Below are 23,348 nucleotides of genomic sequence, written 5' to 3'. Positions count from 1 at the left end.
ATGTGAGAGAAAGAAAAACGCGGGGGCTTAGAACACAGGCAGCAGGCTGCCTTTGAAGCGGGTCTGTATGTAGCTGCGAACTTCGGGCGAGCGCAAAGCGGCCACGAGTTTTTTCATCGCTTCGCTGTCTTTGTTGTCTGGGCGGGCGGCCAGCAGGTTGATGAACAGCGATTTGTCACCCTCCAGGAACAAGGCGTCCCGGTTGGGCTCCAGCTTGGCTTCGAGTGCGAACGTCGTGTTGATGATGGAGAGATCCACCTCGGAGAGTGTTCGCGGCAGCATGGGCGCCTCAAACTGCTTGAGGACCACCCGCTTGGGGTTGGCAACGATGTCGCGCTCGGTGGCCATGTTGTTGGCGGGATCGGCCAGTTGCAAGATGCCGGCCTGGTGCAACAGCTGGAGCGCGCGTCCGGCGTTCACCGCGTCGTTGGGGATGGCAATCAAGGCGTTGTCGCGCAGCTCTTTGACGTTCTTGACCTTGCGGGAATAGGCACCGAAGGGTGCGATGAACACATCCGCCACCTTGACGATGTTCGTGCCCCGGGTGCGGTTGAACTCGTTCATGAAGGGCTGGTGCTGAAAGAAGTTGGCGTCGATGCGCTTCTCCGCCAGCTGGGCGTTGGGCTGGATGTAGTCGGTGAACACACGGACTTCCAGCTCCACACCCTGCTTGGCGAGCACGGGCTTGATCTGTTCAAGGATTTCCGCGTGTGGCGTTGGACTGGCACCAACGATGAGCTTGTCGTTGGCAAAACTCAGCATCGGCAGGCAGGCGGCGGCACACAGCAAGGCTCTTCTGAACATCATGGTTCTCCTGGTTGGGGACGGGGTGGGGACGGGCGCAAAGGCGGACGGTCGGTCAATGGCTGAAGCGAGTGACCAGCCGCTGGCCCAGGCTTTGCAAGGCCTGGACGATGAGCAACAACAACACGATCGTGATGGCCATCACATCCAGCTGGAACCGCTGGTAGCCGTAACGTATGGCCAGATCGCCCAGCCCGCCGCCGCCGACCACGCCAGCCAACGCCGTGTAGGACACCAGGGCGATGGCGGTGACCGTGCCGGCCGCCAGAATGCCCGGCAAGGCTTCGCGCAACAGGGCGTTGAACACGATTTGTGTGGTGGTCGCGCCCATGGCCAGAGACGCCTCGATGATGCCCCGGTCCACCTCGCGCAGCGCCGACTCGATGAGCCGCGCAAAAAACGGCGTGCCGGCCACAACCAGCGATGGAATGGAGCCGGCCACGCCAAAGGATGTGCCGGTCACTAACACCGTGACAGGAATCATCGCGATGAGCAAGATCACGAACGGAATGGACCGCAGCACGTTGACCGCGAAGGACAACACCGCATAGGTCTTGGGCGCGTCCAGGAGCTGCTTGGGCCCGAGCAGAAACAGCACGACACCCAGGGGCAGGCCAAAGGCCACGGTCAAGCTCAGCGAGCCACCGAGCATGCTCAGTGTGTCGAGGGTGGCTTCACCGATCTCGCGCCATTGAACGTTGACAAAAAAACCTTCAAGCCACTGTCGCATCACTGACCTCCTCGACACAAACACCGGCCTGAGCTAACTGGGACAAAGCGCCCTGGACCTGATCGGCCTCACCCGTCGCCCGAACGACCACCTGGCCACACGGCTCGGACTTGATGGCACCAAAACGGCCCGTGATGATGGAGAAGTCCACCGCGAAGGACCGGGCGACCCGAGAGAGCAGAGGTTGGTGAACGGTTTCGCGCTGGAAGGTCAGGCGGTACAGGCCGCCGCGTGGGGCCGCGTTGTCGCCCCACACCACCGCGTCGTGGGCGCCTTCAGCCTCCTGGACGAAGCGCTTGGTCGTGGGGTGTTGCGGATGCAAAAACACCTGTGTCACCGCCCCCTCCTCCACAATCCGCCCGCCGTCAATCACCGCAACGCGGTCGCACACCGTGCGAATCACGTCCATTTCGTGGGTGATCAGCACGATCGTCAGCTTGAGCGTTTCGTTGATGCGGCGCAGCAGCTGCAAGATCGAATGTGTGGTCTGGGGATCGAGCGCACTGGTGGCTTCATCGCACAACAGCACGGTCGGGTGGTTGGACAGTGCCCGCGCAATACCCACCCGTTGTTTTTCGCCGCCCGACAATTGCCTTGGATATTTGTGCTTGTGTTTGCTCAGCCCGACCAATTCCAGCAATTCGTCCACCCTGGCATCAATGGCCTGGGCGCTTTTCTGGCCCACAATGCGCATGGCATACGCAATGTACTCGGCCACGGTCATGGAACCGAGCAAATTGAAATGCTGAAAAATCATGCCAACGTGCTGACGGAATTGGCGCAAGTCGTTTTCGCTCAGCGCCATCAAATCAACACCCGACACCTTGACCGTGCCCTCGGTCGGCCGCTCCAGTAAATTGATCAGCCGGATGAGGGTGGACTTGCCAGCACCCGAATGCCCAATCACGCCGAAGATCTCACCCTCATTCACCTTCAGATCAATGCGCTGCAACGCGGTGATGCTGGCATTGCCGGTGGTGTATGTTTTTTGTACGCCGCAAAACTCAATCACAAAGAATCCTCACAAAAATAGAAGGAACTCCATGTGCTTGACGTCAATGTCGTACACATCAAGCAGCTGAATGGCTTGATTTCATTCTGCTGTCATTTGAAAAAAGTACGCCATCACAAAACGCGATGCGGTATGCCATTGCGTTATGGCCGCAGGCACGCGACACCAACCACAGGCAGGCGCGACATCGGGTAACGTGCGCCCGGCAACACCCCTCAATGGGGCAGCGTGTGATGGGCTTGTGCCGCCACCGAGGCGAGGATTTGCACGAACCGCCGCCCGGCGTGCGACGCCTGGGCGCGGTGCGCGCGCAGGTGAAAAATGCGCACGGGGATCAGCGGATGCAACTGCACCACCCCCACCAGCCGCCGGTCGGCCTGCGCGGCGGTGAAAGAATCGATGCTGGCGATGCCCAAGCCGCGCTCGGCCATGCGCATGGCCATGTAATTGGTCGACACCGTCAACCGCGGTGTGCCGGACGCACTGCCTTGCGGCAACGGAAACAGTTCCGCACCGTGTGGCCCTCCGGGTGGCACACGGATGAGCGGCAAATGGGCCAGATCGGCGATGGCCATCTCGGCCGGCAAATCCTGCTTGATCGCCTTGGGCACCAGCGCCACGATGGTGCCGCTGGCCACCACGTCTTCCACGATGGCCGGGTTGGGCAGCGACGCCAGGGACAAGCCCACGTCGCACTGGCCTTGCATGAGCTTTTGGACGATGGCCTCATGAACGTGGGTTTCGATCTCGCAGCTGACCGCCGGGTACTGGCGCGAGAAGGCCTCGACACACTGGGGAATCAGCGCCGCCGCAATGGAGGGCGCACAGGCCACACGCAACACATGCGAGGGCTGGCTGGCCAGGGTCCTGGAAAACTCGCGCAACCGGTCCAGGCGGTGCGCAATCGCCTGAAATTCCGGCTGCAACAGCAAAGCCTCGGAAGTGGGCACCAGTTTGTTCTTCTCGCGCAGGAAGAGCTTGAAGCCCAACTGGTTCTCCGCGCTGTGCAGCAATTTGGTCACCGCCGGCTGACTCAGGTGCAGCAGCTTCGCAGCCCCCGTGACCGAGCCTGTCATCAACACAGCGTTACAGACGTCCAGGTGCGAGAGCTTCACGGTTTCAAGCCAGGGTTCGGAACAAGACCTTCAGATGCCGCGCCAAATGAGGCGCCGCAGCGGTTGGCCGGATCATAGGTGGTATCGGCGACAAAGGCGGAGAGGTCGTTGCTTGGACCGTGTGATGGGCACGCGCGAGCAAATCTCAAATCCATTGCCAAACAATTGAACAATTGATCGCAACAATGGATTGAACCCGCCTGCACCCTTTGATATTGACAAAATACGAGGGTTAACCACAGCCATTCATTCAACATATTCACTTAGCATCGCGCCGTTCTTTTTGGAACTCACCCACCTTGAGGCAATTCTGAAAAATAGATGTTGAAATTACAAAAATCAAAACCCATTCAATTTACATTCGGCACAACATTGGCCCTCGCACTGCTGGGCTGTGGTGGTGGATCGCAAGCAGAAAAGCCCCAATGCCCCTCGGCAATCGAGTCGGCCACAGCCCTCGCAATGGTCAACCAGATCAGGGCCGAGCCACGCATGTGTGGCGCCAAGGCCATGAGCGCGGCACCGCGCCTGCAATGGGACCAAGCACTGCATGCGGCAGCCACCGCTCACTCCAAAGACATGGCACACCGAAATTTCTTCGGCCATACCAATCCTGATGGCTTGACCACCGGCCAAAGAGCCACCATCGCCGGCTACGGTGCGAACACGGGCGAGAACATCGGCGCAGGTTACGCAAGCCTTGAAGCTGTGCAGAAAAGCCTGCTGGAAAGCGCCGAACATTGTGAAAACATCATGCGACCGGAATTCAAACATTACGCAGTAGCTTGTGCCAGCAACGACAACAGCGAATACGGCACTTACTGGACCCAGAGCTTCGGCTCCAAATGATGTCGGCCGATCGGCAATTGCAAAAGCAAGGTCTGATTACTTTTAAATTTGGGGCCATTGCCCACGGGGGACATACCTCAAGTGCCGCGACCCGCCGCACGAAAGCCAACGCCAGTTCAGGGTTCCACTGAGCGCCATGCCGTCGCAGTGCTTGCACAATGTCGACCGGGAGGAACCTGCCATGCACAGGCCATTGAAAACCAAGGCCCAACGGGCCGGCATCTGGGCCGCTGTGGCTTTTGCCACATTCTGCTTTGGCCTTGGCCCCAGCGCCCAGGCCCAGGCCCAGGCCCAGGCCCAGGCCCAGGCCCAGGCCCAGAACACACCGCACCGGCCCTTCGCATTCGCCGCCATCGGCGACACCGCGTATTCCATCGAAAACGAGCGGGCGTTTGACCGCATGGTGGACGCGATGAACCGCGCGCCCCTGGCCTTTGTGGCGCATGTGGGCGACTTTGAGGCCGACCCCAGGCCCTACGCAGACAGCCCGGACACGATTTCGATGCCCTGCACCAACGAACGCTACGCGCAGGTGTTGGCTTCGTTCCGGCGGTCGGTGCACCCTTTTGTGCTCACCCCGGGCGACAACGACTGGGCCGACTGCCACTTTCTGCAGGCGCGCCAGTTCGATCCCTTGGAGCGGCTGGACACACTGCGCACCAGCTTCTTTCCACCCGGGCGCAGCCTGGGCCAGCGCACGATGTCGCTGATCAGCCAGGCCACCACACCCGGCTTTGCCAGCTTCCGCGAGAACCTGCGTTGGCGCACCCATGGGGTGGTGTTCGCCACGCTGCACACCGTGGGCAGCAACGACAACCGGGGCCACAGCCCCACGCTGGACGCAGAACAGACGGCGCGCATGGCGGCCAACCTGGCGTGGCTGAAGCAGGCGTTTGCGGCGGCCAAGGCACCCGGCGTGTTGGGACTGGTGCTGCTCACCCAGGCCAACATCGGGTTTGAGGCCCACTGGACCCACAACCTCAAAACGCGCTACGTGCGCAGCGCGGGCGGCAGCGTACCTCAGCAAGCGGAAGGCAGCGCCTACGACCCGCTGGTGAAGGCGTTGACCAACGAGATGCTGTCGTTCGACCGCCCCGTGTTGTTCGTGCACGGCGACACCCACCTGTACCGCGTGAACCGGCCCTTGATGCACCCCAAAACCGGGCGCTTCTTCGACAACTTCACCCGCCTGGAGGTGTTTGGTGACCCGGACTCGCATTGGGTGCGGGTGACGGTGGATCCGGCCAAGCCAGGGTTGTTCACGATCGACGCCGAAACCGTGCCGGGGAACAGGGCCCACTGACCCTGGCGCCGACCGGCATGAGCCTCTGTGGGTGAAACACATCAAAACAGGCACTTCGGTGCTTGTTTTTTTACATCCATCCACATAATGCGCCATGGACAAGCTCAAGCAGCTCGAAACCTTTGTGTCTGTGGCCACGCGCGGCAGCCTGACGGCGGCGGCGCGGGCCGAAGGGGTGGCGCCGGCCATCATTGGGCGGCGGCTGGACGCGCTGGAGGAGCGACTGGGCGTCAAGCTGCTGGTGCGCACCACGCGGCGCATCAGCCTCACGCACGAAGGCAGCGCTTTTCTGGAGGACTGCCAGCGGCTGCTGACCGATCTGGCCAGCGCCGAGGCCAGCGTGAGTGCCGGCGGCGTGAAGGCCAGCGGGCATTTGCGCGTGACCGCACCGGCGGGTTTTGGCCGCCGCCACGTGGCGCCGCTGGTGCCACGCTTTCACGCCCTGCACCCCGAGGTAACGCTGTCGCTCAACCTGAGCGACCGGGTGGTGGACATCGCCGCCGAGGGCTACGACTGCGCGGTGCGGGTGGGCGATCTGCCCGACTCGGCCCTGGTCAGCGTGCGCCTGGCCGACAACCGCCGCCTGTGTGTGGCCACCCCCGCCTACCTGCAGCGCCATGGGGTGCCGCAGCACCCATCTGAACTGGCGCGTTTTGCCTGCCTCACGCTCTCGTCCGACGCGTCCCAGACGCGGGGCTGGGCCTTCATGGTGCCACGCGACGGTGGCGCCAGCGAGCTGGTGCACCTGCGCCCCGGCGGCCCGTTGGACTGCTCCGACGGCCAGGTATTGCACGAATGGTGCCTGGCCGGCCACGGCATCGCATGGCGCAGCACCTGGGAGGTGGAGGCCGACATCGCCGCAGGTCGGCTGCAGCCCGTGCTGGAAACATTTGCCGCCCCGCCGAACGGTATTTACGCCGTGTTCCCGCAGCGCAAACATCTGGCCTTGCGGGTGCGCCTGTGGATCGATTTTCTGAAACACCATTACGGCCAGCCCGACTTCTGGCGCCAACCCGCCGGCTGAGCCCCCACACGCACGCACGGCACACCCATGACCGCAGACGCCCCCACCCACACCACACCCCTCCGGCTGGAGTGGCTGGCCAACCCGCTGCGGCGTCCGGCCGCGCTGCGCCTGCACCTGGACACACAAGCACCCGAAGCGTGGTCGGTGTTGCTCGCCGATCCGGTCCTGCGCGAGCTGTGCGCGGCGCTGCCCTGCCACCTGGCCGAGCCAGCCCATGCGGGGCTGGACGACGCCACCCGAGCGCTGGCCACCGACGCAGGACTCACGGTGTTGCCTGACGCGCAACTCCAGCAAGCCGCCATGGCATTTCCGGCCCAGGTGGACAACGACCACTGGGTGGTGGGTGCCTGGTACCAACAGCCTCCTGCCAAAGCGGCGGCGGCCCAGGCCGCGTCACGCGCGCGGGCGCTGCAGCTGGTGCAACTGGTCAGCGCCGACGCCGACACCCACGAGATCGAGGCCGTGCTGCGCCAAGACGTGACGCTGTCCTACCACCTGCTGCGGGTGGTCAATTCGGTGGCCCTGGGTGGGCGGCGCGAAATCACCAGCTTTGCCCAGGCCATTCTGCTGCTGGGCCGCCAGCAGCTGCGCCGCTGGCTGCACCTGATGCTGTTTGCCGCCCGCGACGACGACCCGCGCAGCGCCATGCTGGGCGCCCATGTGACCCTGCGTGCGCGCAGCATGGAACTGCTGGCCGAAGCCTGCGGGCTGGACCGCGCGGCCCAAGAGCTGGCCTTCATGGGCGGCATGTTCTCGCTACTGGGCACGCTGTTTGGCCAGCCTTTGCCGCAGGTGCTGAGCTCGCTCACCCTGCCCGACGCGCTGCGCGGCGCCTTGCTTGAACGCGAGGGCATGCTGGGGCAACAACTCAGCGTGGTCGAAGCCTCCGAGGCGCCCGGCGACGCGCCCGCTTTGAACGCGCACCTGGCCCGCCTCGGCCTGCCCGCCGCCAGCTTCAACCGCCTGCGCCTGCAAGCGGCCGTGTGGGCCTTGCAGATGACACAGGCCCCCGCCGCATGACGTCCGTCCATACCCTCAACGACTGGTTGGCCTTGTGCCGCCAGGCCCAGCAGGCCGAGGGGCCAACGCGTTTGAGCGCGCTGGCGCAACTCGAGGCCGCGCTGTCCGAGGCCCAGCGCGACATCGAGGCGCAGACGCCCACGCTGCAACTGGACACGCTGGGCTACATCACCGACTGGAACCTGGGCGCGGCCGCGCTGTTCGGCTACAGCGCCGACGAGGTGCGCGGCCAACACGTGCTGTTTCTGTACAAGGACGATGGCGAGGCCCCGGCCGAGTTGTTCCTGGCCTCCGACAGCGCGTTGATGGAGGTGCAGCGGCGCAAAAAATCGGGCGAGGTGTTCCGCGCCACCATGTCGCTGCAGATGCTGCGCGATGCCGACGGCGAACCCGAAGGCATGCTGGCGCAGTTCAAACCCCTGCCCGATGGCCTGAGCAACGACGAAAAGCTGCGCCTGTACCTGCGCATCATCGAAGACAGCAACCAGGGCGTGATGGTGTCGGACGCGCAGGAACGCATCGTGGTGGTCAACGCGGCCTTTACCCGCATCACCGGCTACACCGCCGCCGAGGCCCTGGGCAAAACGCCCGACTTGCTGCGGTCGGGCCGGCACGACGCCGCCTTTCGCGCCCAGGTGCGCCTGGCCATGAAAGGCGAACACCCCTGGAGCGGCGAGATCCTCGGCCGGCGCAAGAACGGCGAGGTGTTCCCACAATCCGTGTCCATCAGCGCGGTGCGCGACGACCACGGCCAGATCACCCACGCCTTCTCCATCTTTTCCGACATCAGCGCCCACAAAGAAACCGAGGCCCGGCTGCACCGCCTGGCCAACTTCGACAGCGTGACCGGCCTGCCCAACCGCTCGCTCTTGCAGCAACTGGTGGGCCAGGCGCTCACCGGCGTGGAGCGCAACAAAAGCCACGGGGCCCTGCTGGTGGTGCACCTGCAGCGCGTGGCCATCCTGTACGACACGCTGGGCCACGACGCCTGCGATGCCCTGCTGCAGGAAGTGAGCCAGGGTTTCCGGAAAATGCTGCGCGACCAAGACGTGCTGGCGCGCACCGGCAACGACAAATTTGTGGTGGCCCTGCTCAACATCAACAAACGCGAACACGCGGCCATCGTGGCGCAAAAGCTGCTGTCCACGCTGGACCACAGCTTCAAGGTGCAAGGCCACGAACTGCGGTTGACGGCCAACATCGGTGTCTCCATCTTCCCCGACGATGGCCTGGACACCACGGCCCTGCTGCGTTTTGCCGAACTGGCTGCAGCCCGCGCGCGCGAAGTGGGCGACCAGACCGAAGCCGGTGAATGCCTGTTTTACAGCAGCGAAATGAACCAGCGCGCGAGCGCCCACTTCCGCCTCGAAAGCGAACTGCGCCAGGCGGTCAGCCGCAACGAACTTCGCCTGTTCTACCAGCCCAAAGTGAGCCTGCGCACGGGGCGCATCGCGGGTGCCGAAGCCTTGCTGCGCTGGCACCACCCCGAACAAGGGCTGCTGTCGCCCGCGCAGTTTGTGGCCGTGGCCGAAGAAACCCGGCTGATTCTGGAGCTGGGCGACTGGGTGCTCAACGAAGCGTGCCGCCAGCTGCGCGCCTGGGCCGATGCCGGCATGGTGGTGCCGCCGGTGGCGGTCAACCTGTCGGCGCGGCAGGTGGACGACCGCCTGCCCGAGATGGTGGAAAAAACCCTGAACCGGCACGGCGTGCCTCCGGCACAGCTCAAGCTGGAGATCACCGAAAGCCTGGTCATGCGCAACCCCGAGATGGTGCTGCCCGTGCTTAACCAGCTGGTGGCCATGGGCCTGTCCATCGCGCTCGACGACTTCGGCACCGGTTACTCCAGCCTGGCCTACCTGAAGCGTTTTCCCATCACCACGCTCAAGATCGACCGCGCGTTTGTCATCGGCGTGCCCCACGAAGCCAACGACTGCGCCATCGCCCAGGCCATCGTGACCATGGGCAAACAACTGCGGCAAGAGATCGTGGCCGAAGGCGTGGAAAGCCGCGAGCAGATGGCCTTTCTGCGCGAGCTGGGCTGCGACCAGTTGCAAGGTTTCCTGTTCAGCAAGCCGCTGGATGCCGACGAGTACGCGCGCTGGGTGGCAGAAGACCGGCGGTTGCCGCTTCAGTAGAGATCGCTGCGCCGGTGCGGCAGCGGTGAGCTCTGGCGTGCGGCCAACAGCGCCTGCGTGCTCAAACGCACCACGCTCAGCGACGCATCGCGCCCCGCCTGCGTCAGCACCGCGCCCAGCGGGCCGGCCACCGTGCTCAAGCCCCCGTAGTTGGTGTCACCCTCGCGCCCACACGCGTTTGTGTAGGCCAGGTACACGCGGTTCTCGCAAGCGCGTGCAGGCACCAGCAAGGTGGGCGCCTCGTCGTATTCACGCATGTTGGCGGTGGGCACCAACACCACATCGGCGCCCAACAAGGCGAGGTGGCGCACAGGCTCGGGGAATTCCACGTCGTAGCAAATCAGCAGGCCCAGACGCCAACCCCGGTAGCTGAACACCGTGGGCAGCGCCGGGCCGGGCGCGAACTGGACTCGGTCGGCGTCGCCAAACAAATGGGTCTTGGCATAGACGTTCAACAGCACACCTTCGGCGTCCACAAACGCCACGGCGTTGTGGGGTCGACCCGATGTGGCACAGGCCCAGCCGGCCACGATGGCGATGCCGTGGCGGCGCGCGGTGGCGGCCACGGCTTGCAGCAAGGGCCCATCGGTGGGCTCGGCCAAGGCCGCGATGCGATCCGCGCCCAACAGGTAGCCGGTGAGCGACATCTCCGGGCACACCAACACGTTCGCACCCTGGGCACGCGCCTGCGCCGCCGCGTCGTCCAACGCACGCAGCGCGGCGGGCACGTCGGCCGCATAGGCGGTTTGCCACAGGGCCAGGGTGAGGTCGGTTGTGGGGGTCATTCGGGCAAGGCCAGGGGGCCGATCTGCGGGTAGGCCTCGCCGGGGCCGGGGTTGGCCGTGTGGCAGGCGCCACCCAGATGATGCACCACACCCCACACGGCGTTGAGCGCGGTCTGCACCGCGCCTTCCACCCACGCGGGTGTCCACGAGATGTCGTCGCCCGCGAGGAAAATGCCGCGCTCGGCAGCAGGCAGGGCGTCTTGCATGAAGTGGCCGTACATGCGGTGGTTGTAGCGGTAGTGGCCGGGCAGCGCGCCCTTGAAGGCACCGAGGAAATGCGGGTCGGCCTCCCACGACACGCTGATGGGGTCGCCAATGATGTGGCTGCGGATGTCCACGTCGGGGTAGATTTTTTGCAGCGCCGAAAGCGCCAGCTCGACCCGCTTCTCGGTGCTGTGCGGCAGCATCTTGAGCGCGTCGCTCATCCACGCGTACGACAGGCAAATGGCGGCCGGTCGGTCCGGCCCGTTGTCGAAAAAGTAGGTGCCACGCGTGAGGCGGTCGGTCAGCGTCATGCCCATTTGGGGCCAACCCTGCTGCGGGCCGTCAGGCCGCAGATCTTTCCAGAACGGTCGGTCCACCATCACAAAGGTTTTGGACGACTGCATGTAGCGCGTGCGGTCCAGCGCCATCCACAGCGGCTGCGAGAACAGCGACTCTTCGCAATCGATCTGGGTGGTGAGCAGCCAGCTCTGGCACGTGACGAGCACGGCCGCGTGTTCGCGTGTGACGCCCCAGGTGTCGGTGACGGCGATGTGGCCGCTGGGCGCGCGCTTGAGCGCCTCCACGCCGGCGCGCGGCGCGCCACCGTGCAGCCGTGCCAGCGTGGTGCCTGCGGGCCAGTGCGCCAATTGCGCGGGGGCGTGTTGCCACAGGCCCTCGGGCACCTGCTGCACGCCACCCTCGATCAGGTGCTGGTCCTCGTCGCAACCGGTGAGCACCACACGCAGGATCTCCAGCATGGAGTTGGGAAAGTCCGAGTCCCAGCCTCCGGTGCCAAAACCCACCTGTCCAAACACCTCGCGGTGGCGAAAACTCAGGGCCGCGAAGGCGGGCGATTGAGCGACAAAGTCGTAGAAGGTGCGGTCGTCCCACAAAGGCACGAGCTGATCCCACAAGGCTTTGAGACGCGGCACGTCGCGCTCGCGCAAGGCCTGCTGCAGCCCGCTGAAACCGGCGCCACCTTCCAGCGCCTGACCCCAGGCCTCGGCCACCTCGCGGAACAGCGGCGGCAGGTCGTCCAGCGAACGCGCCCAGTGGGTTTGCCCTGCCAAGTCGACCACGGTGCAGCCGGCGGCCGGCGTGAGCGGGTTGGGAAAGGGCTGGCTGCGCAGGCCCAGCAAATCAACGTAGTGCCAGAAGGCGCGCGAAGACGCCGGAAAACGCATGCCGCCCAGCTCGGCCACCACGCCCTGCCCACCTTCAAACGCCTGCGAGCGCAGCCGCCCGCCCAGGCGCGAGGCCTCGTACACCACAGGCTTCACGCCCAGCTTCATCAGCTCGTAGGCCGCCGTGAGGCCGGCCATGCCGGCGCCCACAATGGCTACCTCTGTGCCCAGGCGCTCGGCCGGTAAAGCACCCAGCCCGGCCGGGTGGGCCAGCCAGTCGTCGTAGGCAAAAGGAAAGTCGGGGCCAAAAATCGTGACGGGCTTTTGCATGGCGACTTCCCTCAAAACAAGCTCGCGACCAACCAGGCAGCGGTGCCCCACATCATGAGCGCCACCAGACCATCGAGCGCCCGCCACACCGCCACCGAATTGAGCCGGCGACCCAGCCAGAACATGGCCACGCCCAGGCCCACAAACCACAGCAGCGAGCCGGTGGCCGCGCCCAGGCCAAACACCCTGCTGCCTTGCCCGTAGGCCAGCGAGGCGGTGCCGATCAGCACAGCGGTGTCCAGCCAGGCATGCGGGTTGAGCCACGAAAAGGCCAGCGCTTGCAATACCGCCTGCCGGCGGGTAAGGGCCTGCGGCACGCCCGACGCGGTGATGCCACCAGCGCGGGGGTGGCGGAAGCGCAAAAACGCCTGCCAGCCGTACACCGCGAGGAACAACACCCCCGCGCCGATCAGCGCGCCCTGCAGCTTGTCGCTCAAGCCCCCGAGTTGCGCCAGGCCCAACACACCCAACGCAATCAGGCTCACATCGGTGACCACACAGATGGCGATGGTCAGCCACACATGTTGGCGCTGCAGGCCCATGCGCAGCACGTGCGCGTTCTGCGGGCCAATGGCCATGATCAGCGACAGGCTGAGCACCAGGCCGGCGGTGAAAGCCGGCGACAACGAAACAAAAGGCAAAGCGATGGACATGAAAGCACCCAAAACACAAGGTTCACAACGGCCTGCAGTGTGCGCTTGTCATGACTTGAATTAAACTGAATTGACTTGTTTTCACTTCACTCAAGTTTTACTTAACCCATGCTCGACGCCAAACAGCTCGACGCCCTGGCTGCCGTCGTGGAGCACGGCGGCTTTGGCCCTGCCGCCCAGGCCCTGCACATCACGCTGGCCGCCGTGTCGCTGCGCATACGTGGGCTGGAGGAACAACTGGGCCAACGTTTGCTGGTGCGCGGCAAGGCGGTACACGCCACCGCCGCCGGCCAGGCGCTGCTGGCGCATGTGAAGCAGGTGCGTTCGATGGAGGCCGACCTGCTGGCCGGCTTGCAGGGGCAGCACAGCGCCGCGCGCCAACGGTGGCAGACGCTGGGCGTGGCCATCAACGCCGACTCGGTGGCGGGCTGGTTTTTGCCCGGCGTGGCGCCGCTGCTCAAACGCCACAAGCTGCTGCTCGACATCCTGATCGACGACCAGGACCACACGCACGACGCGCTCAAGAGCGGCGACGTGATGGGCTGCGTGACGACACTGGCGCAAGCCATGCGCGGCTGTGTGGCCGAGCCCCTGGGCGTGATGCGCTACCGCTGTGTGGCCGCGCCGGAGGTGGTGGCACGCTGCCGCACGGCCAGCGGCGCGGTGTCGGTGCACAAGCTGCTGCAACAGCCGGCCATCATCTTCAACCGCAAAGACGCCCTGCAAGACACGTTCCTGGCGCAACACTTCGAGCTGCGCCAACCCGAATACCCGCGCCACTTCGCCCCCTCGGTGGAAGCGTTCGAGACCGCCATCGCGCTGGGTCTGGGCTGGGGCATGGTGCCCGAGCAACACCTGGCCGGGCACCCCGGCTTTGAAGAGGTGTTGCCCGGCGCCACCGTAGACGTGACCCTGTACTGGCAACACTGGGCGCGCGAGGCGCCTTCCGCGCAGCGGCTGACGGCGGCGGTGAAGGCGGCGGCGCGAATCAGCTTGGCACAAAGTTGAGCAAACACCGTTATCTATCCGGCTGGCATAGGCTTGCTCCACGCGAGACACAGACGTGGAAGTAAGTTAAGTAGACAGCAAGAGCGGCTGCCGACCCATACATCCAGAAAAATGGCAAAAACAACAACGCACTGCCAAGACCGACCGCAGGCCCTACTGTGTACCAACTCCAATGTGGCTTTTGCTCAGTCAACCATCCCCGAGTCAGAACAAACAGTGCCAGCCACGCGTAAGTAACTGCCAAACCAACGAAAAGGGGGAGGCCCAATCGACCGTGCTTTATCCAGTCGACAATGGCCGTCCCCAACACTACCAAGACCGAAATAAGAACGCCAAAACTAGACAACAACCAGCAGATCAAGGCGATGACAAATCGCTTGCCATTCATTTTTGCTGGGCGCTTCTGTATTCCGTCCATCAAGTCGGACATCAGCCCTTGAGGCACTCGCTCATAAAGGCCTTGCGCTCCTTGCCTTCTTTGCCGGTGGCTTTGAAGTCGGCGCTGCACTGGGTCATTTTTTCGTTCCGGGCCTTTTTGCCGTCGGCCGCCTTGGTGCTCAGGCAGGTTTTCATGAAGGCCTGGCGCTCTTTGCCTTCCTTGCCGGTGGCCTTGAACTCGGCGCTGCACTCGGACATGCGGTTGTTTTGTGCGGTGCGGGCCTTGGCGGGTTTGGCCTCGGCAGCGGGTGCGGGTGAGGCCGCTGGTGCTGGGGCGGATGCCGTGGCAGCCGCAGGCGCGGCCGTCTGGGCCTGCGCAACAAAAGCCAGGCCAGCCAAAGACAGCGCAACAAAGGTCAGTTTCATGGGGTTCCTCTCCTGAAAAGAAAAGCGACCGGGATGGGCGCCGACGGGCATCACACCCAAAAACGGCTCGACGCGCAAGAAACTTGAAGCACCTGTAACAAGCCTGTGGCGCCCAGGAAACAGCCGGCTCGTAAAATCCCGCGATGCTTCAAGCCAAGACCGAATTGCTCGCCGCCCTCGCCGCCGAGCTGGAAAAACTGTCCCCGGGCGCCGGTGCGCGTGCCGCTTTTGAATCGCCCAAGGTGGCGGCGCACGGCGATTTCGCCTGCACCGCCGCCATGCAGCTGGCCAAGCCGCTCAAGGCCAACCCGCGCCAGCTGGGCGAGCAGCTGCGCGATGCGCTGCTGGCCACGCCGGCCTTTGGCCAGTGGGTGGAGGCCATCGACATCGCCGGCCCCGGCTTCATCAACGTCCGCCTGAAAGCCGCTGCCAAACAGCAGGTGGTGCGCGAGGTGCTGGGCGCGGGTGCGGCCTTCGGCCAGCAGCCGGCGCGCAACGAGCGGGTGCTGGTGGAGTTCGTCTCGGCCAACCCCACCGGCCCGCTGCACGTGGGCCACGGCCGCCAGGCCGCGCTGGGCGATGCGATCTGCAACCTGTTCGAAACCCAGGGCTGGAACGTGCACCGCGAGTTTTATTACAACGACGCGGGCGTGCAGATCAACACCCTGGCCACCAGCACGCAGTTGCGCATCCAGGGCGTGAAACCCGGCGATGCCGCATGGCCGGAGCAGGCCTACAACGGCGACTACATCCAGGACATTGCCAACGACTACCTGGCCAAGAAAACGGTGCATTCGGACGACCGCGAATTCACCGCCAGCGGTGACCCGGCGGCGCTGGACGACATCCGTCTCTTTGCCGTGGCCTACCTGCGCCACGAACAGGATCTGGACCTCAAGGCCTTCTCGGTCAAATTCGACCAGTACTACCTCGAATCCAGCCTCTACACCAGCGGCAAGGTGGACGCGGCGGTGCAAAAGCTGCGCGACGCCGGCAAGACCTACGAACACGAGGGCGCGCTGTGGCTCAAGTCCACCGACTACGGTGACGACAAGGACCGCGTGATGCGCAAGGGCGACGGCTCCTACACCTACTTCGTCCCCGACGTGGCCTACCACATCGCCAAGTGGGAACGTGGCTTCACCAAGGTCATCAACATCCAGGGCACCGACCACCACGGCACCATCGCCCGCGTGCGCGCCGGCCTGCAGGCGGCGGGTGTGGGCATCCCCCAGGGCTACCCCGACTACGTGCTGCACACCATGGTGCGCGTGGTCAAGGGCGGCGAGGAAGTGAAGATCAGCAAACGCGCAGGCAGCTACGTGACGCTGCGCGACCTGATCGAATGGACCAGCAAGGACGCGGTGCGTTTCTTCCTGCTGAGCCGCAAGCCGGACACCGAATACACCTTCGACATCGATCTGGCGATCCAGAAGAACAACGACAACCCGGTCTACTACGTGCAGTACGCACACGCGCGCATCTGCTCGGTGCTGGCCTCCTGGAAAGACAAGGAAGGCGGTGACGCCGCCACCCTGAAAGACGCTGACCTTTCGGCCTTGACCGGCCCGCAGGCCCAGGCCCTGCTGCTGCAACTGGCCAAGTACCCCGAGATGCTGAGCGCTGCCGCCACCGACTTTGCGCCCCACGACGTGACCTTCTACCTGCGCGAGCTGGCCGCCGCCTACCACTCGTACTACGACGCGGAGCGCATTCTGGTGGAAGACGAGGCCGTCAAACGTGCCCGCCTGGCCCTGGTCGCGGCCACCGCACAGGTGCTGCACAATGGCCTGGCTGTGCTCGGTGTGAGCGCACCGCAAAAGATGTGAACAGCATGAAGAAGCAACTTGGTGGAACCCTGATCGGTTTTCTGGCCGGCCTGTTGGTGGGCCTGGGTCTGGCCCTGGCGGTGGCGGTCTATGTGACCAAAGTGCCGGTGCCCTTTGTGGACCGGGGCGTGTCGCGCAAGCCCACACAAGACGCCATCGAGGCCGAGAAGAACCGCAACTGGAACCCGAACGCGGGCCTGGCGGGCAACAAGCCGGCAACGCCCAAGGCCGATGCGCAGGCGCCCGAAGAAGGTGCGGTCAAGGCAGAAGGGTCGCCGGCCCCTGCGGCCAAGCCCGCCGCCACGTCCCCGGCCACGTCGTCCGATCCCCTGGGCGACCTGGCGCGCAGCCGCACGCAGGGCAACTCGCCGGCAGGCGGCACGGTGGCGGCAGTGCCGGCCAGCGGCGCCACGGAGTCCGACGCTTTCATTTATTTTGTGCAAGCGGGCGCTTTCCGCACGCCGGCTGACGCCGAGGCGCAGCGCGCCAAGCTGGCCATGCTGGGATTTGACGCCAAGGTCACCGAACGCGAGCAGGCGGGTCAAACCGTCTACCGTGTGCGCACCGGCCCCCACCGTGCCAAGGCCGACGCCGACGCCACCCAGGCCAAGCTGGCCGGCAACGGCATTGAAGCCGCGCTGGTGCGCGTGCAACGCTGAAGTGTTGTTGACCACCCCGTCGCTTGCCCACTGCGTGTGGCCGCATCCCCCTCAAGGGGCGACACCAGCCGTCCGGCAGAGCCGGCCCGGCGGTGTCTCCCGGTTCGGCCGCTTCATGCGCCACGGGTACGGCGCACATGCAATGGATCAGCGACACGCAGCCACGTTTTTGAACTTTTGCCGCCGTGACGCGCTCCACTCGGAGCAACCGCCGTTTTGGCAAGGAGATTGTTGAACATGCAACGCCGCGAATTCACCCAGGCCGTGCTGATGGCCGGCACCGCCTCCACGGGCCTGTTGGGCGCCAGCCACGCGCAGGCCCAGGCCACCTTCAAGGAGGGCAGTGACTACCTCAAGCTGAGCCGCCCGGCCCCCGTCGATGCGCCGGCCGACAAGGTCGAAGTGATCGAGTTCTTCTGGTACAGCTGCCCCCATTGCAACGCCTTCGAACCCGCGTTCGACGCCTGGGCGAAGCGGCAACCGGCCCACGTGGTGGTCAAACGCGCACCGGTGGCCTTTCAGGACAGTTTTGTGCCCCAGCAGCGCCTGTATTACGCGCTGGAGGCCCTGGGCAAGGTCGAGGAGATGCACCGCAAGGTCTTCCACGCCATCCACACCGAACGCCAGCGCCTGGCCACCCAGGACCAGATCGCCGATTGGGTCGCCAAACAGGGTGTGGACCGCGCCAAGTTCCTGGAGGCTTACAACGCCTTCGGCGTGGCCGGCAAAGCCCGCCGTGCCACCCAGTTGCAAGACGCCTACCAGGTGGACGGTGTGCCGTCTTTGGGCATCGCCGGCAAATACTTCACCTCAGGTTCGTTGGCGCAGACGCTGCCGCGCTCGCTGCTGGTGGCCGACCACCTGATCGCACAGTCGCGCAAGGGCTGAGCCACAGGCCCTGGTCCAGGCCCGCCCTCTTCCGGCGGGCTTTTTTGTGCCCGCGCCACGGCTGAGGCCGGAAAGCACCGGCTTACAATGCCATGCAATTTCCATGCCCTACCCAACATGCCGTTCCCGACCCTGACCCACCTCTGCCAGGCCATGCTGCTGACCTTGGCCGCGTGCGCCGGTGTGGCAGCCTGGGCCGAGAAGGCCGACCGCGACAAGCCCATGAACGTGGAGGCCGACGCCTTGCGCCACGAGGACGGCCGCCAAACCAGCGTGTTCACCGGCAACGTGGTGGTGACCAAAGGCAGCATCCTCATCCGGGGCCAACAAATCGAGGTGCGCCAAGGCGCTCAGGGCCAGCAGTTCGGCATCGTGCTGGGCAACGCGCAGCAACAGGCCTTCTTCCGCCAGAAGCGCGATGTGGTCGATGAACACATCGAGGGCGTGGCCGACCGCATCGAATACAACAGCCAGGCCGACACGGTGAAATTCATCGGCCGCGCCGTGCTGCGCCGCTACCGGGGCAGCAACCTGAACGACGAAACGGCTGGCAACACCATCGTCTACGACAACGGGGCCGACGTGTTCACGGTGGACGGTGGCACAGCCACCACGGCCGCCACCCCCAACAACCCCGGCGGGCGCGTTCGCGCCATGCTGACCCCGGTGCCCAAGGCCGACGCCAGCGCCACCGCCCCGGCAAACAGCCCCGCTCCCGTGCTCAAACCCAGCCCCAGCATGGGGCCAGGCAAGCAGTGAGCGCGCACACATCTGCACCGCTGGCGCCCAAACGCCGGCTGGAAGCCAGTGGCCTGCAAAAGGCCTATGGCAGCCGCAAGGTGGTCAAGGACGTGTCGCTGGCGGTGGAAGAAGGCGAAGTGGTGGGCCTGCTGGGCCCCAACGGTGCCGGCAAAACCACCTCGTTCTACATGATCGTGGGCCTGGTGCGGGCCGATGCGGGGCAGATCACGCTCGACGGCCAGGCCGTCGAACGCCTGCCCATCCACCGCCGGGCACGCCTGGGCCTGGGCTACCTGCCGCAGGAAGCCTCGATTTTTCGCAAGCTCAGCGTGGAAGACAACGTGCGTGCCGTGCTGGAGCTGCAGGACGACCCCGCCACCGGCAAGCCCTACACCGCCCAAGCCCTGGACGAACGCCTGACGCAACTGCTGGAAGACCTGCACGTGTCGCACCTGCGCTCGTCGCCGGCTCCCGCCTTGTCGGGCGGCGAACGGCGCCGGGTCGAAATCGCCCGCGCGCTGGCGAGCAACCCGCGCTTCATCCTGCTCGACGAGCCCTTTGCCGGCATCGACCCGATTGCCGTCATCGAGATCCAGCGCATCATCGGTTTTCTCAAGTCGCGTGGCATCGGCGTGCTCATCACCGACCACAACGTGCGCGAAACGCTGGGCATCTGCGACCACGCCTACATCATCAACGAGGGCCGCGTGCTGGCCCGGGGCACGCCTTCGGAGATCGTCGAAAACGCGGATGTGCGAAGGGTGTACCTCGGCGAACACTTCCGCATGTGATGCCCATGAAACCCCCACGCTCCACCGCTTCGCGGGTCGCTGCCCCCCCAGGGGGCTGGCCTGGCTTGGGGCGGCCCTGCGCTGCGGCCGTATGAAGCAAAGCCTTTCGCTTCGTGTTTCCCAGCATCTGTCGCTGACCCCACAACTGCAGCAGTCCATCCGGCTGCTGCAGCTCTCCACGCTGGAGATGGCGCAGGAGGTCGAGCAGATGCTCGACGAGAACCCCTTCCTGGAGCGCAGCGAGGAGGTGGCCGAGCGCGAGGCGTTTGGCGTGGACGCCGAAAACGCACCGGTCAGCACCGGCGATCAGGTGAGCGAATGGAGCGCGGACAGCGGCCCGGCGACCACCAGCAGCGAAAGCGACGACTTCAGCGAAGAGGTGGGCAGCAGCGAGCCCGACTGGGACGGTGATGGCACCGTGTCCTTCACGCCCGACGACGGCGAATGGGGCGGCGAGGCCGCGCCGCGCAACCGCAACAACGCCGACGATGAAACCGCCAGCGCCGCCGAGCTGGCCAGCGAACACATCAGCCTGCAGGCCCACCTGCACCAGCAGGCCCTGGGCCTGCGGCTCAATGAAGAGGAGCGCGCAGCGCTGTACTTCCTGATCGAATCGCTCAACGACGACGGCTACCTGGACGAGCCCATCACCGACCTCGCCGCCGCGCTGGCTGGCGACGACTGGGAGGCCCGTGAAGCCACCGAACAGGTCCTGAACCTGGCGCTGCACTGGCTGCAGAACATGGACCCGGCTGGTGTGGGTGCGCGCGATCTGGCCGAATGCCTGCGGCTGCAAATCGAAGAGCTGCGCAACAGCCCCGCTGCCCAGGCCGCGCTGGCCATGTGCGCGCAGCCGCTGGACCTGCTGGCGCGGCGCGACGCCAAACGCCTGGCCGCCGCCTGCCACCTGGACGAGGCCGTGGTGCGCGAGGGCCTGGCGCTGATCAGCCGGTTGGAGCCCAAGCCGGGCCGGCGCTTCGCCAACGTGGAACGCAACACCGTGGTGCCCGACGTCATCGTCACCAAGGCGGGGCGCGGCTTCAAGGTGCAGCTCAACCCCGACGTGATGCCACGCCTGCGGGTGCACGACATCTACGCCAACGCGCTGCGACAAGGGCGCGGCGACAAGGGCGAAGGCGCGGCCAGCATGCAGCAGCGGCTGCAGGAGGCGCGCTGGTTCATCAAGAACATCCAGCAGCGCTTCGACACCATCCTGCGGGTCTCCAGCGCCATCGTCGAGCGCCAGCGCAACTTCTTCATGCACGGCGAGCTGGCCATGCGACCGTTGGTGCTGCGCGAGATCGCCGATGAGCTGGGCCTGCACGAATCCACCATCAGCCGCGTGACGACCGCCAAGTACATGGCCACCCCTTTTGGCACCTACGAGCTCAAGTACTTCTTCGGCTCCAGCCTGGGGACGGAGACCGGCGGCAACGCGTCGAGCACCGCCGTGCGCGCGCTGATCAAACAGTTTGTGGCGTCTGAAGATGTAGCCAAGCCGCTGTCGGACAACCAGCTGTCGGAAATGCTCAAGGAACAAGGCATTGAGTGCGCACGCCGCACGGTGGCCAAGTACCGCGAGGCCCTTCGCATCGCACCCGCCAATTTGAGAAAACGATGACCCCCACGCTCCACCGCTGCGCGGGTCGCCGCCCCCCGAGGGGGCTGTTCCGCCTTGGGGCGGCCCGGCGGCGGATCGAAAAGCCCACATGAACCAACTCACCCTTTTCCTGCCCTGCGCCGCTGGCGTGGAAGACTTTCTGGCCGCTGAGGTCAAGCGCATCGTGGGCGTGGCCGATGGCGACATGTCACGCTCGCGCGGCGGTGTGTTGCTCAAGGCCAGCTGGCGCGACGCCATGCTGCTCAACCTGCACAGCCGCCTGGCGCAGCGCGTGCTGGTGGAGCTGGCCTACGAGCCCTACCGCAGCGAAGACGACATCTACGAGATCGCCTGCGGTGTGGCCTGGGAAATCTGGATGACGCCCCGGCACACGCTCAAAGTGGAGATCACCGCGCAGCACAGCCCGCTCAAGAGCCTGAACTTTGCCGCCCTGCGGGTGAAGGACGCGGTCTGCGACCGCCTGCGCCACAAGACCGGCGAGCGCCCCAGCATCGACACCACCTGGCCCGACGTGCGGGTGTTTGCCCACCTGACCGAAGGCCAGTGCTCCGTCTACATCGACACCTCGGGCGAGCCGCTGTTCAAACGCGGCTGGCGCGAAGACAAAGGCGACGCGCCGCTGAAAGAAACCCTGGCCGCCGCCATGATCGCGGCGACCGGCTGGGACGGCAGCCAGGGCGCCGCCCTGCCCCTGTACGACCCCTGCTGCGGCAGCGGCACCGTGCTCATCGAGGCCGCGCAGATGGCGCTCAACATCGCGCCTGGTAGCACACGCCGCTTTGCCTTCGAAAAACTGCTGCCCTTCCAGTCCCATGTGTGGCAGGGCATCAAGGCCCAGGCACAGGCGGCACAAAAGCCCTGGCCCGAAGGGCAAAAGCCCTTCATCTTTGGCAGCGACGTGGCCTTCCGCATGGTGGACTTCGCGCAGCGCAACGCGCAGCGCGCCGGCGTGGCTCACGCCATCGAACTGCGCGGTGGCGACGCGCTGCAACGCATGCCACCCAGCGAGCAACCCGGCGTGATGCTGCTCAACCCGCCCTACGGCGAACGCATTGCGGCGGCTGGCGTGGCCGGACAGCGCGCAGAACAGCGGGCCACCGTGCGGGCGCGCGAACACGCGCAGAACGCCGACGGCGGCGAAGTGGACGCCTTCTTCGAACGCCTGGCCAGCCATTGGAAAAAACACTACAGCGGCTGGAGCGCCTGGCTGCTCACGCCCGACCTGAAACTGCCGGGCAAGATGCGATTCAAGGAAAGCCGGCGTGTGCCGCTGTGGAACGGCCCCATCGAATGCCGCCTGTTCCGCTTCGATCTGGTGGCGGGCCGCAACACCAAGCCGGCTGCGCCCTCCGATGCCGGCTGACGCGGTGCCGGCCGACGCCGCCGCCGGGCCGCCCCAAGGCGGCGTCAGCCCCCTTGGGGGGCAGCGGCCACACGCAGTGGGGCGCGTGGGGGCTCCGCTCGTCATCGACACCAACGTCGCGCTCGATCTGTTGGTGTTCAAAGACGCATCCACCACAGCGCTGTGGGATGCGCTGCAAACCGGTCGGGTCCGCTGGATTGCGACACGTGCCATGCGCGATGAACTGGAACGTGTGCTGGGTTATCCCAAACTGGCCGCGCGCATCGCCTTCCACCAATGCGACACGAGCACGGTGCTGGCGGCCATGGATGGGCTGTGCGATCAGGTGGCGGATGCGCCCAAAGCGCCCGTCACCTGCACGGACGCGGACGATCAGAAATTCATCGATCTGGCACTGGCCCACCGGGCCCAGCTGTTGAGCAAAGACCACCACATCACCCGCATGCGCAAGCGCCTGGCCGCGCTCGGCGTGAGCACTTCTGTCACTTGGAATCCGGTTGTTGTCTGATACAGACGGATACCACGGGTGGCATCTTTGTTTGTCAAATTTCTA

22 protein-coding genes are annotated in these 23,348 nt (G+C 65.3%); 14 read left to right on the top strand and 8 right to left on the bottom strand.

All coding sequences use genetic code 11. The annotated features are described in order from the left end of the window. Nucleotides 1–27: 27 nt before the first annotated feature. The 4 genes from ACFQU0_RS00540 to ACFQU0_RS00525 all read right to left on the bottom strand — a co-directional run bounded on the left by ACFQU0_RS00540 (nt 28) and on the right by ACFQU0_RS00525 (nt 3,661). Nucleotides 28–807 carry a MetQ/NlpA family ABC transporter substrate-binding protein gene (locus ACFQU0_RS00540; protein WP_382197808.1) on the bottom strand — a complete coding sequence of 260 codons (780 nt, stop codon included), beginning with the start codon at nt 805–807 and terminating at the stop codon, nt 28–30. A 52-nt stretch (nt 808–859) separates the two neighbouring features. After that, nucleotides 860–1,534 carry a methionine ABC transporter permease gene (locus tag ACFQU0_RS00535; RefSeq protein WP_382197805.1) on the bottom strand — a complete coding sequence of 225 codons (675 nt, stop codon included), beginning with the start codon at nt 1,532–1,534 and terminating at the stop codon, nt 860–862. Next, complete coding sequence (locus ACFQU0_RS00530; protein ID WP_382197802.1) at nt 1,518–2,546, bottom strand: methionine ABC transporter ATP-binding protein; 1,029 nt, start codon at nt 2,544–2,546, stop codon at nt 1,518–1,520. The genes ACFQU0_RS00535 and ACFQU0_RS00530 overlap by 17 nt, the downstream gene beginning before the upstream one ends. Before the next feature lie 215 nt (nt 2,547–2,761). Further along, on the bottom strand, nt 2,762–3,661 hold the full coding sequence (locus ACFQU0_RS00525; RefSeq protein WP_382197799.1) for a LysR family transcriptional regulator: 900 nt from the start codon (nt 3,659–3,661) through the stop codon (nt 2,762–2,764). A 321-nt stretch (nt 3,662–3,982) separates the two neighbouring features. On the opposite strand from ACFQU0_RS00525, the gene ACFQU0_RS00520 reads away from it, so the two are divergent. From ACFQU0_RS00520 to ACFQU0_RS00500, 5 genes are all read left to right on the top strand, one after another. Beyond that, nucleotides 3,983–4,510: a CAP domain-containing protein gene (locus ACFQU0_RS00520; protein WP_382197796.1), complete on the top strand. Its 528-nt coding sequence runs from the start codon at nt 3,983–3,985 to the stop codon at nt 4,508–4,510. A gap of 181 nt (nt 4,511–4,691) precedes the next feature. Then, nucleotides 4,692–5,813, top strand: coding sequence for a hypothetical protein (locus ACFQU0_RS00515; protein WP_382197793.1), 1,122 nt, complete (start codon nt 4,692–4,694; stop codon nt 5,811–5,813). Between the two features lie 94 nt (nt 5,814–5,907). Beyond that, on the top strand, nt 5,908–6,837 hold the full coding sequence (locus ACFQU0_RS00510; RefSeq protein WP_382197790.1) for a LysR family transcriptional regulator: 930 nt from the start codon (nt 5,908–5,910) through the stop codon (nt 6,835–6,837). A 27-nt stretch (nt 6,838–6,864) separates the two neighbouring features. Beyond that, nucleotides 6,865–7,860 (top strand): EAL and HDOD domain-containing protein, encoded by a 996-nt coding sequence (locus ACFQU0_RS00505; protein WP_382197788.1) that lies wholly within the window; start codon nt 6,865–6,867, stop codon nt 7,858–7,860. After that, complete coding sequence (locus ACFQU0_RS00500; protein ID WP_382197785.1) at nt 7,857–9,995, top strand: putative bifunctional diguanylate cyclase/phosphodiesterase; 2,139 nt, start codon at nt 7,857–7,859, stop codon at nt 9,993–9,995. Before ACFQU0_RS00505 ends, ACFQU0_RS00500 begins: the two co-directional genes overlap by 4 nt. On the opposite strand, the gene ACFQU0_RS00495 is transcribed toward ACFQU0_RS00500, so the two are convergent. Genes ACFQU0_RS00495 through ACFQU0_RS00485 form a run of 3 tightly spaced genes read right to left on the bottom strand, consistent with a single transcriptional unit; the run spans nt 9,989 to nt 13,091 of the window. After that, nucleotides 9,989–10,780, bottom strand: a complete 792-nt coding sequence (locus tag ACFQU0_RS00495; RefSeq protein ID WP_382197782.1) for a carbon-nitrogen hydrolase family protein — start codon at nt 10,778–10,780, stop codon at nt 9,989–9,991. The genes ACFQU0_RS00500 and ACFQU0_RS00495 overlap by 7 nt on opposite strands. After that, nucleotides 10,777–12,438: a flavin monoamine oxidase family protein gene (locus ACFQU0_RS00490; RefSeq protein ID WP_382197779.1), complete on the bottom strand. Its 1,662-nt coding sequence runs from the start codon at nt 12,436–12,438 to the stop codon at nt 10,777–10,779. The genes ACFQU0_RS00495 and ACFQU0_RS00490 overlap by 4 nt, the downstream gene beginning before the upstream one ends. Before the next feature lie 11 nt (nt 12,439–12,449). Further along, entirely contained in the window at nt 12,450–13,091 is a 642-nt protein-coding gene (locus ACFQU0_RS00485) for a LysE/ArgO family amino acid transporter (RefSeq protein WP_382197776.1), read from the bottom strand. A gap of 108 nt (nt 13,092–13,199) precedes the next feature. Here ACFQU0_RS00485 and ACFQU0_RS00480 point away from each other — a divergent pair, with 108 nt between their 5' ends. After that, nucleotides 13,200–14,099, top strand: coding sequence for an HTH-type transcriptional regulator ArgP (locus tag ACFQU0_RS00480; protein ID WP_382197773.1), 900 nt, complete (start codon nt 13,200–13,202; stop codon nt 14,097–14,099). Between the two features lie 429 nt (nt 14,100–14,528). On the opposite strand, the gene ACFQU0_RS00475 is transcribed toward ACFQU0_RS00480, so the two are convergent. After that, a complete protein-coding gene (locus ACFQU0_RS00475) occupies nt 14,529–14,903 on the bottom strand; it encodes a PsiF family protein (RefSeq protein WP_382197770.1) in 375 nt (124 codons plus the stop codon). Between the two features lie 143 nt (nt 14,904–15,046). On the opposite strand from ACFQU0_RS00475, the gene argS reads away from it, so the two are divergent. From argS to ACFQU0_RS00435, 8 genes are all read left to right on the top strand, one after another. Next, a complete protein-coding gene (argS, locus tag ACFQU0_RS00470; RefSeq protein WP_382197768.1) occupies nt 15,047–16,732 on the top strand; it encodes an arginine--tRNA ligase in 1,686 nt (561 codons plus the stop codon). A gap of 5 nt (nt 16,733–16,737) precedes the next feature. Further along, entirely contained in the window at nt 16,738–17,391 is a 654-nt protein-coding gene (locus ACFQU0_RS00465; RefSeq protein ID WP_382197765.1) for an SPOR domain-containing protein, read from the top strand. 237 nt (nt 17,392–17,628) lie between these two features. Next, nucleotides 17,629–18,279, top strand: coding sequence for a thiol:disulfide interchange protein DsbA/DsbL (locus ACFQU0_RS00460; protein WP_382197762.1), 651 nt, complete (start codon nt 17,629–17,631; stop codon nt 18,277–18,279). 117 nt (nt 18,280–18,396) lie between these two features. Continuing rightward, nucleotides 18,397–19,038 (top strand): lipopolysaccharide transport periplasmic protein LptA, encoded by a 642-nt coding sequence (gene lptA, locus ACFQU0_RS00455; protein ID WP_382197759.1) that lies wholly within the window; start codon nt 18,397–18,399, stop codon nt 19,036–19,038. Beyond that, on the top strand, nt 19,035–19,811 hold the full coding sequence (lptB, locus tag ACFQU0_RS00450) for an LPS export ABC transporter ATP-binding protein (protein ID WP_382197756.1): 777 nt from the start codon (nt 19,035–19,037) through the stop codon (nt 19,809–19,811). The genes lptA and lptB overlap by 4 nt, the downstream gene beginning before the upstream one ends. A 91-nt stretch (nt 19,812–19,902) precedes the next feature. Then, the gene (locus ACFQU0_RS00445) at nt 19,903–21,432 is read left to right on the top strand and encodes an RNA polymerase factor sigma-54 (protein WP_382197753.1); all 1,530 of its coding nucleotides are present in this window, start codon (nt 19,903–19,905) and stop codon (nt 21,430–21,432) included. An 88-nt stretch (nt 21,433–21,520) separates the two neighbouring features. Next, nucleotides 21,521–22,795: a THUMP domain-containing class I SAM-dependent RNA methyltransferase gene (locus ACFQU0_RS00440; protein ID WP_382197751.1), complete on the top strand. Its 1,275-nt coding sequence runs from the start codon at nt 21,521–21,523 to the stop codon at nt 22,793–22,795. Further along, nucleotides 22,785–23,303, top strand: a complete 519-nt coding sequence (locus tag ACFQU0_RS00435) for a putative toxin-antitoxin system toxin component, PIN family (RefSeq protein ID WP_382197748.1) — start codon at nt 22,785–22,787, stop codon at nt 23,301–23,303. Before ACFQU0_RS00440 ends, ACFQU0_RS00435 begins: the two co-directional genes overlap by 11 nt. The last annotated feature ends 45 nt before the right edge of the window (nt 23,304–23,348 follow it).

It is taken from the genome of Hydrogenophaga defluvii (assembly GCF_042665235.1).
GTDB classification, from domain to species: domain Bacteria; phylum Pseudomonadota; class Gammaproteobacteria; order Burkholderiales; family Burkholderiaceae_C; genus Hydrogenophaga; species Hydrogenophaga defluvii_A.
This window is presented reverse-complemented; position numbering and strand designations above follow the sequence as displayed.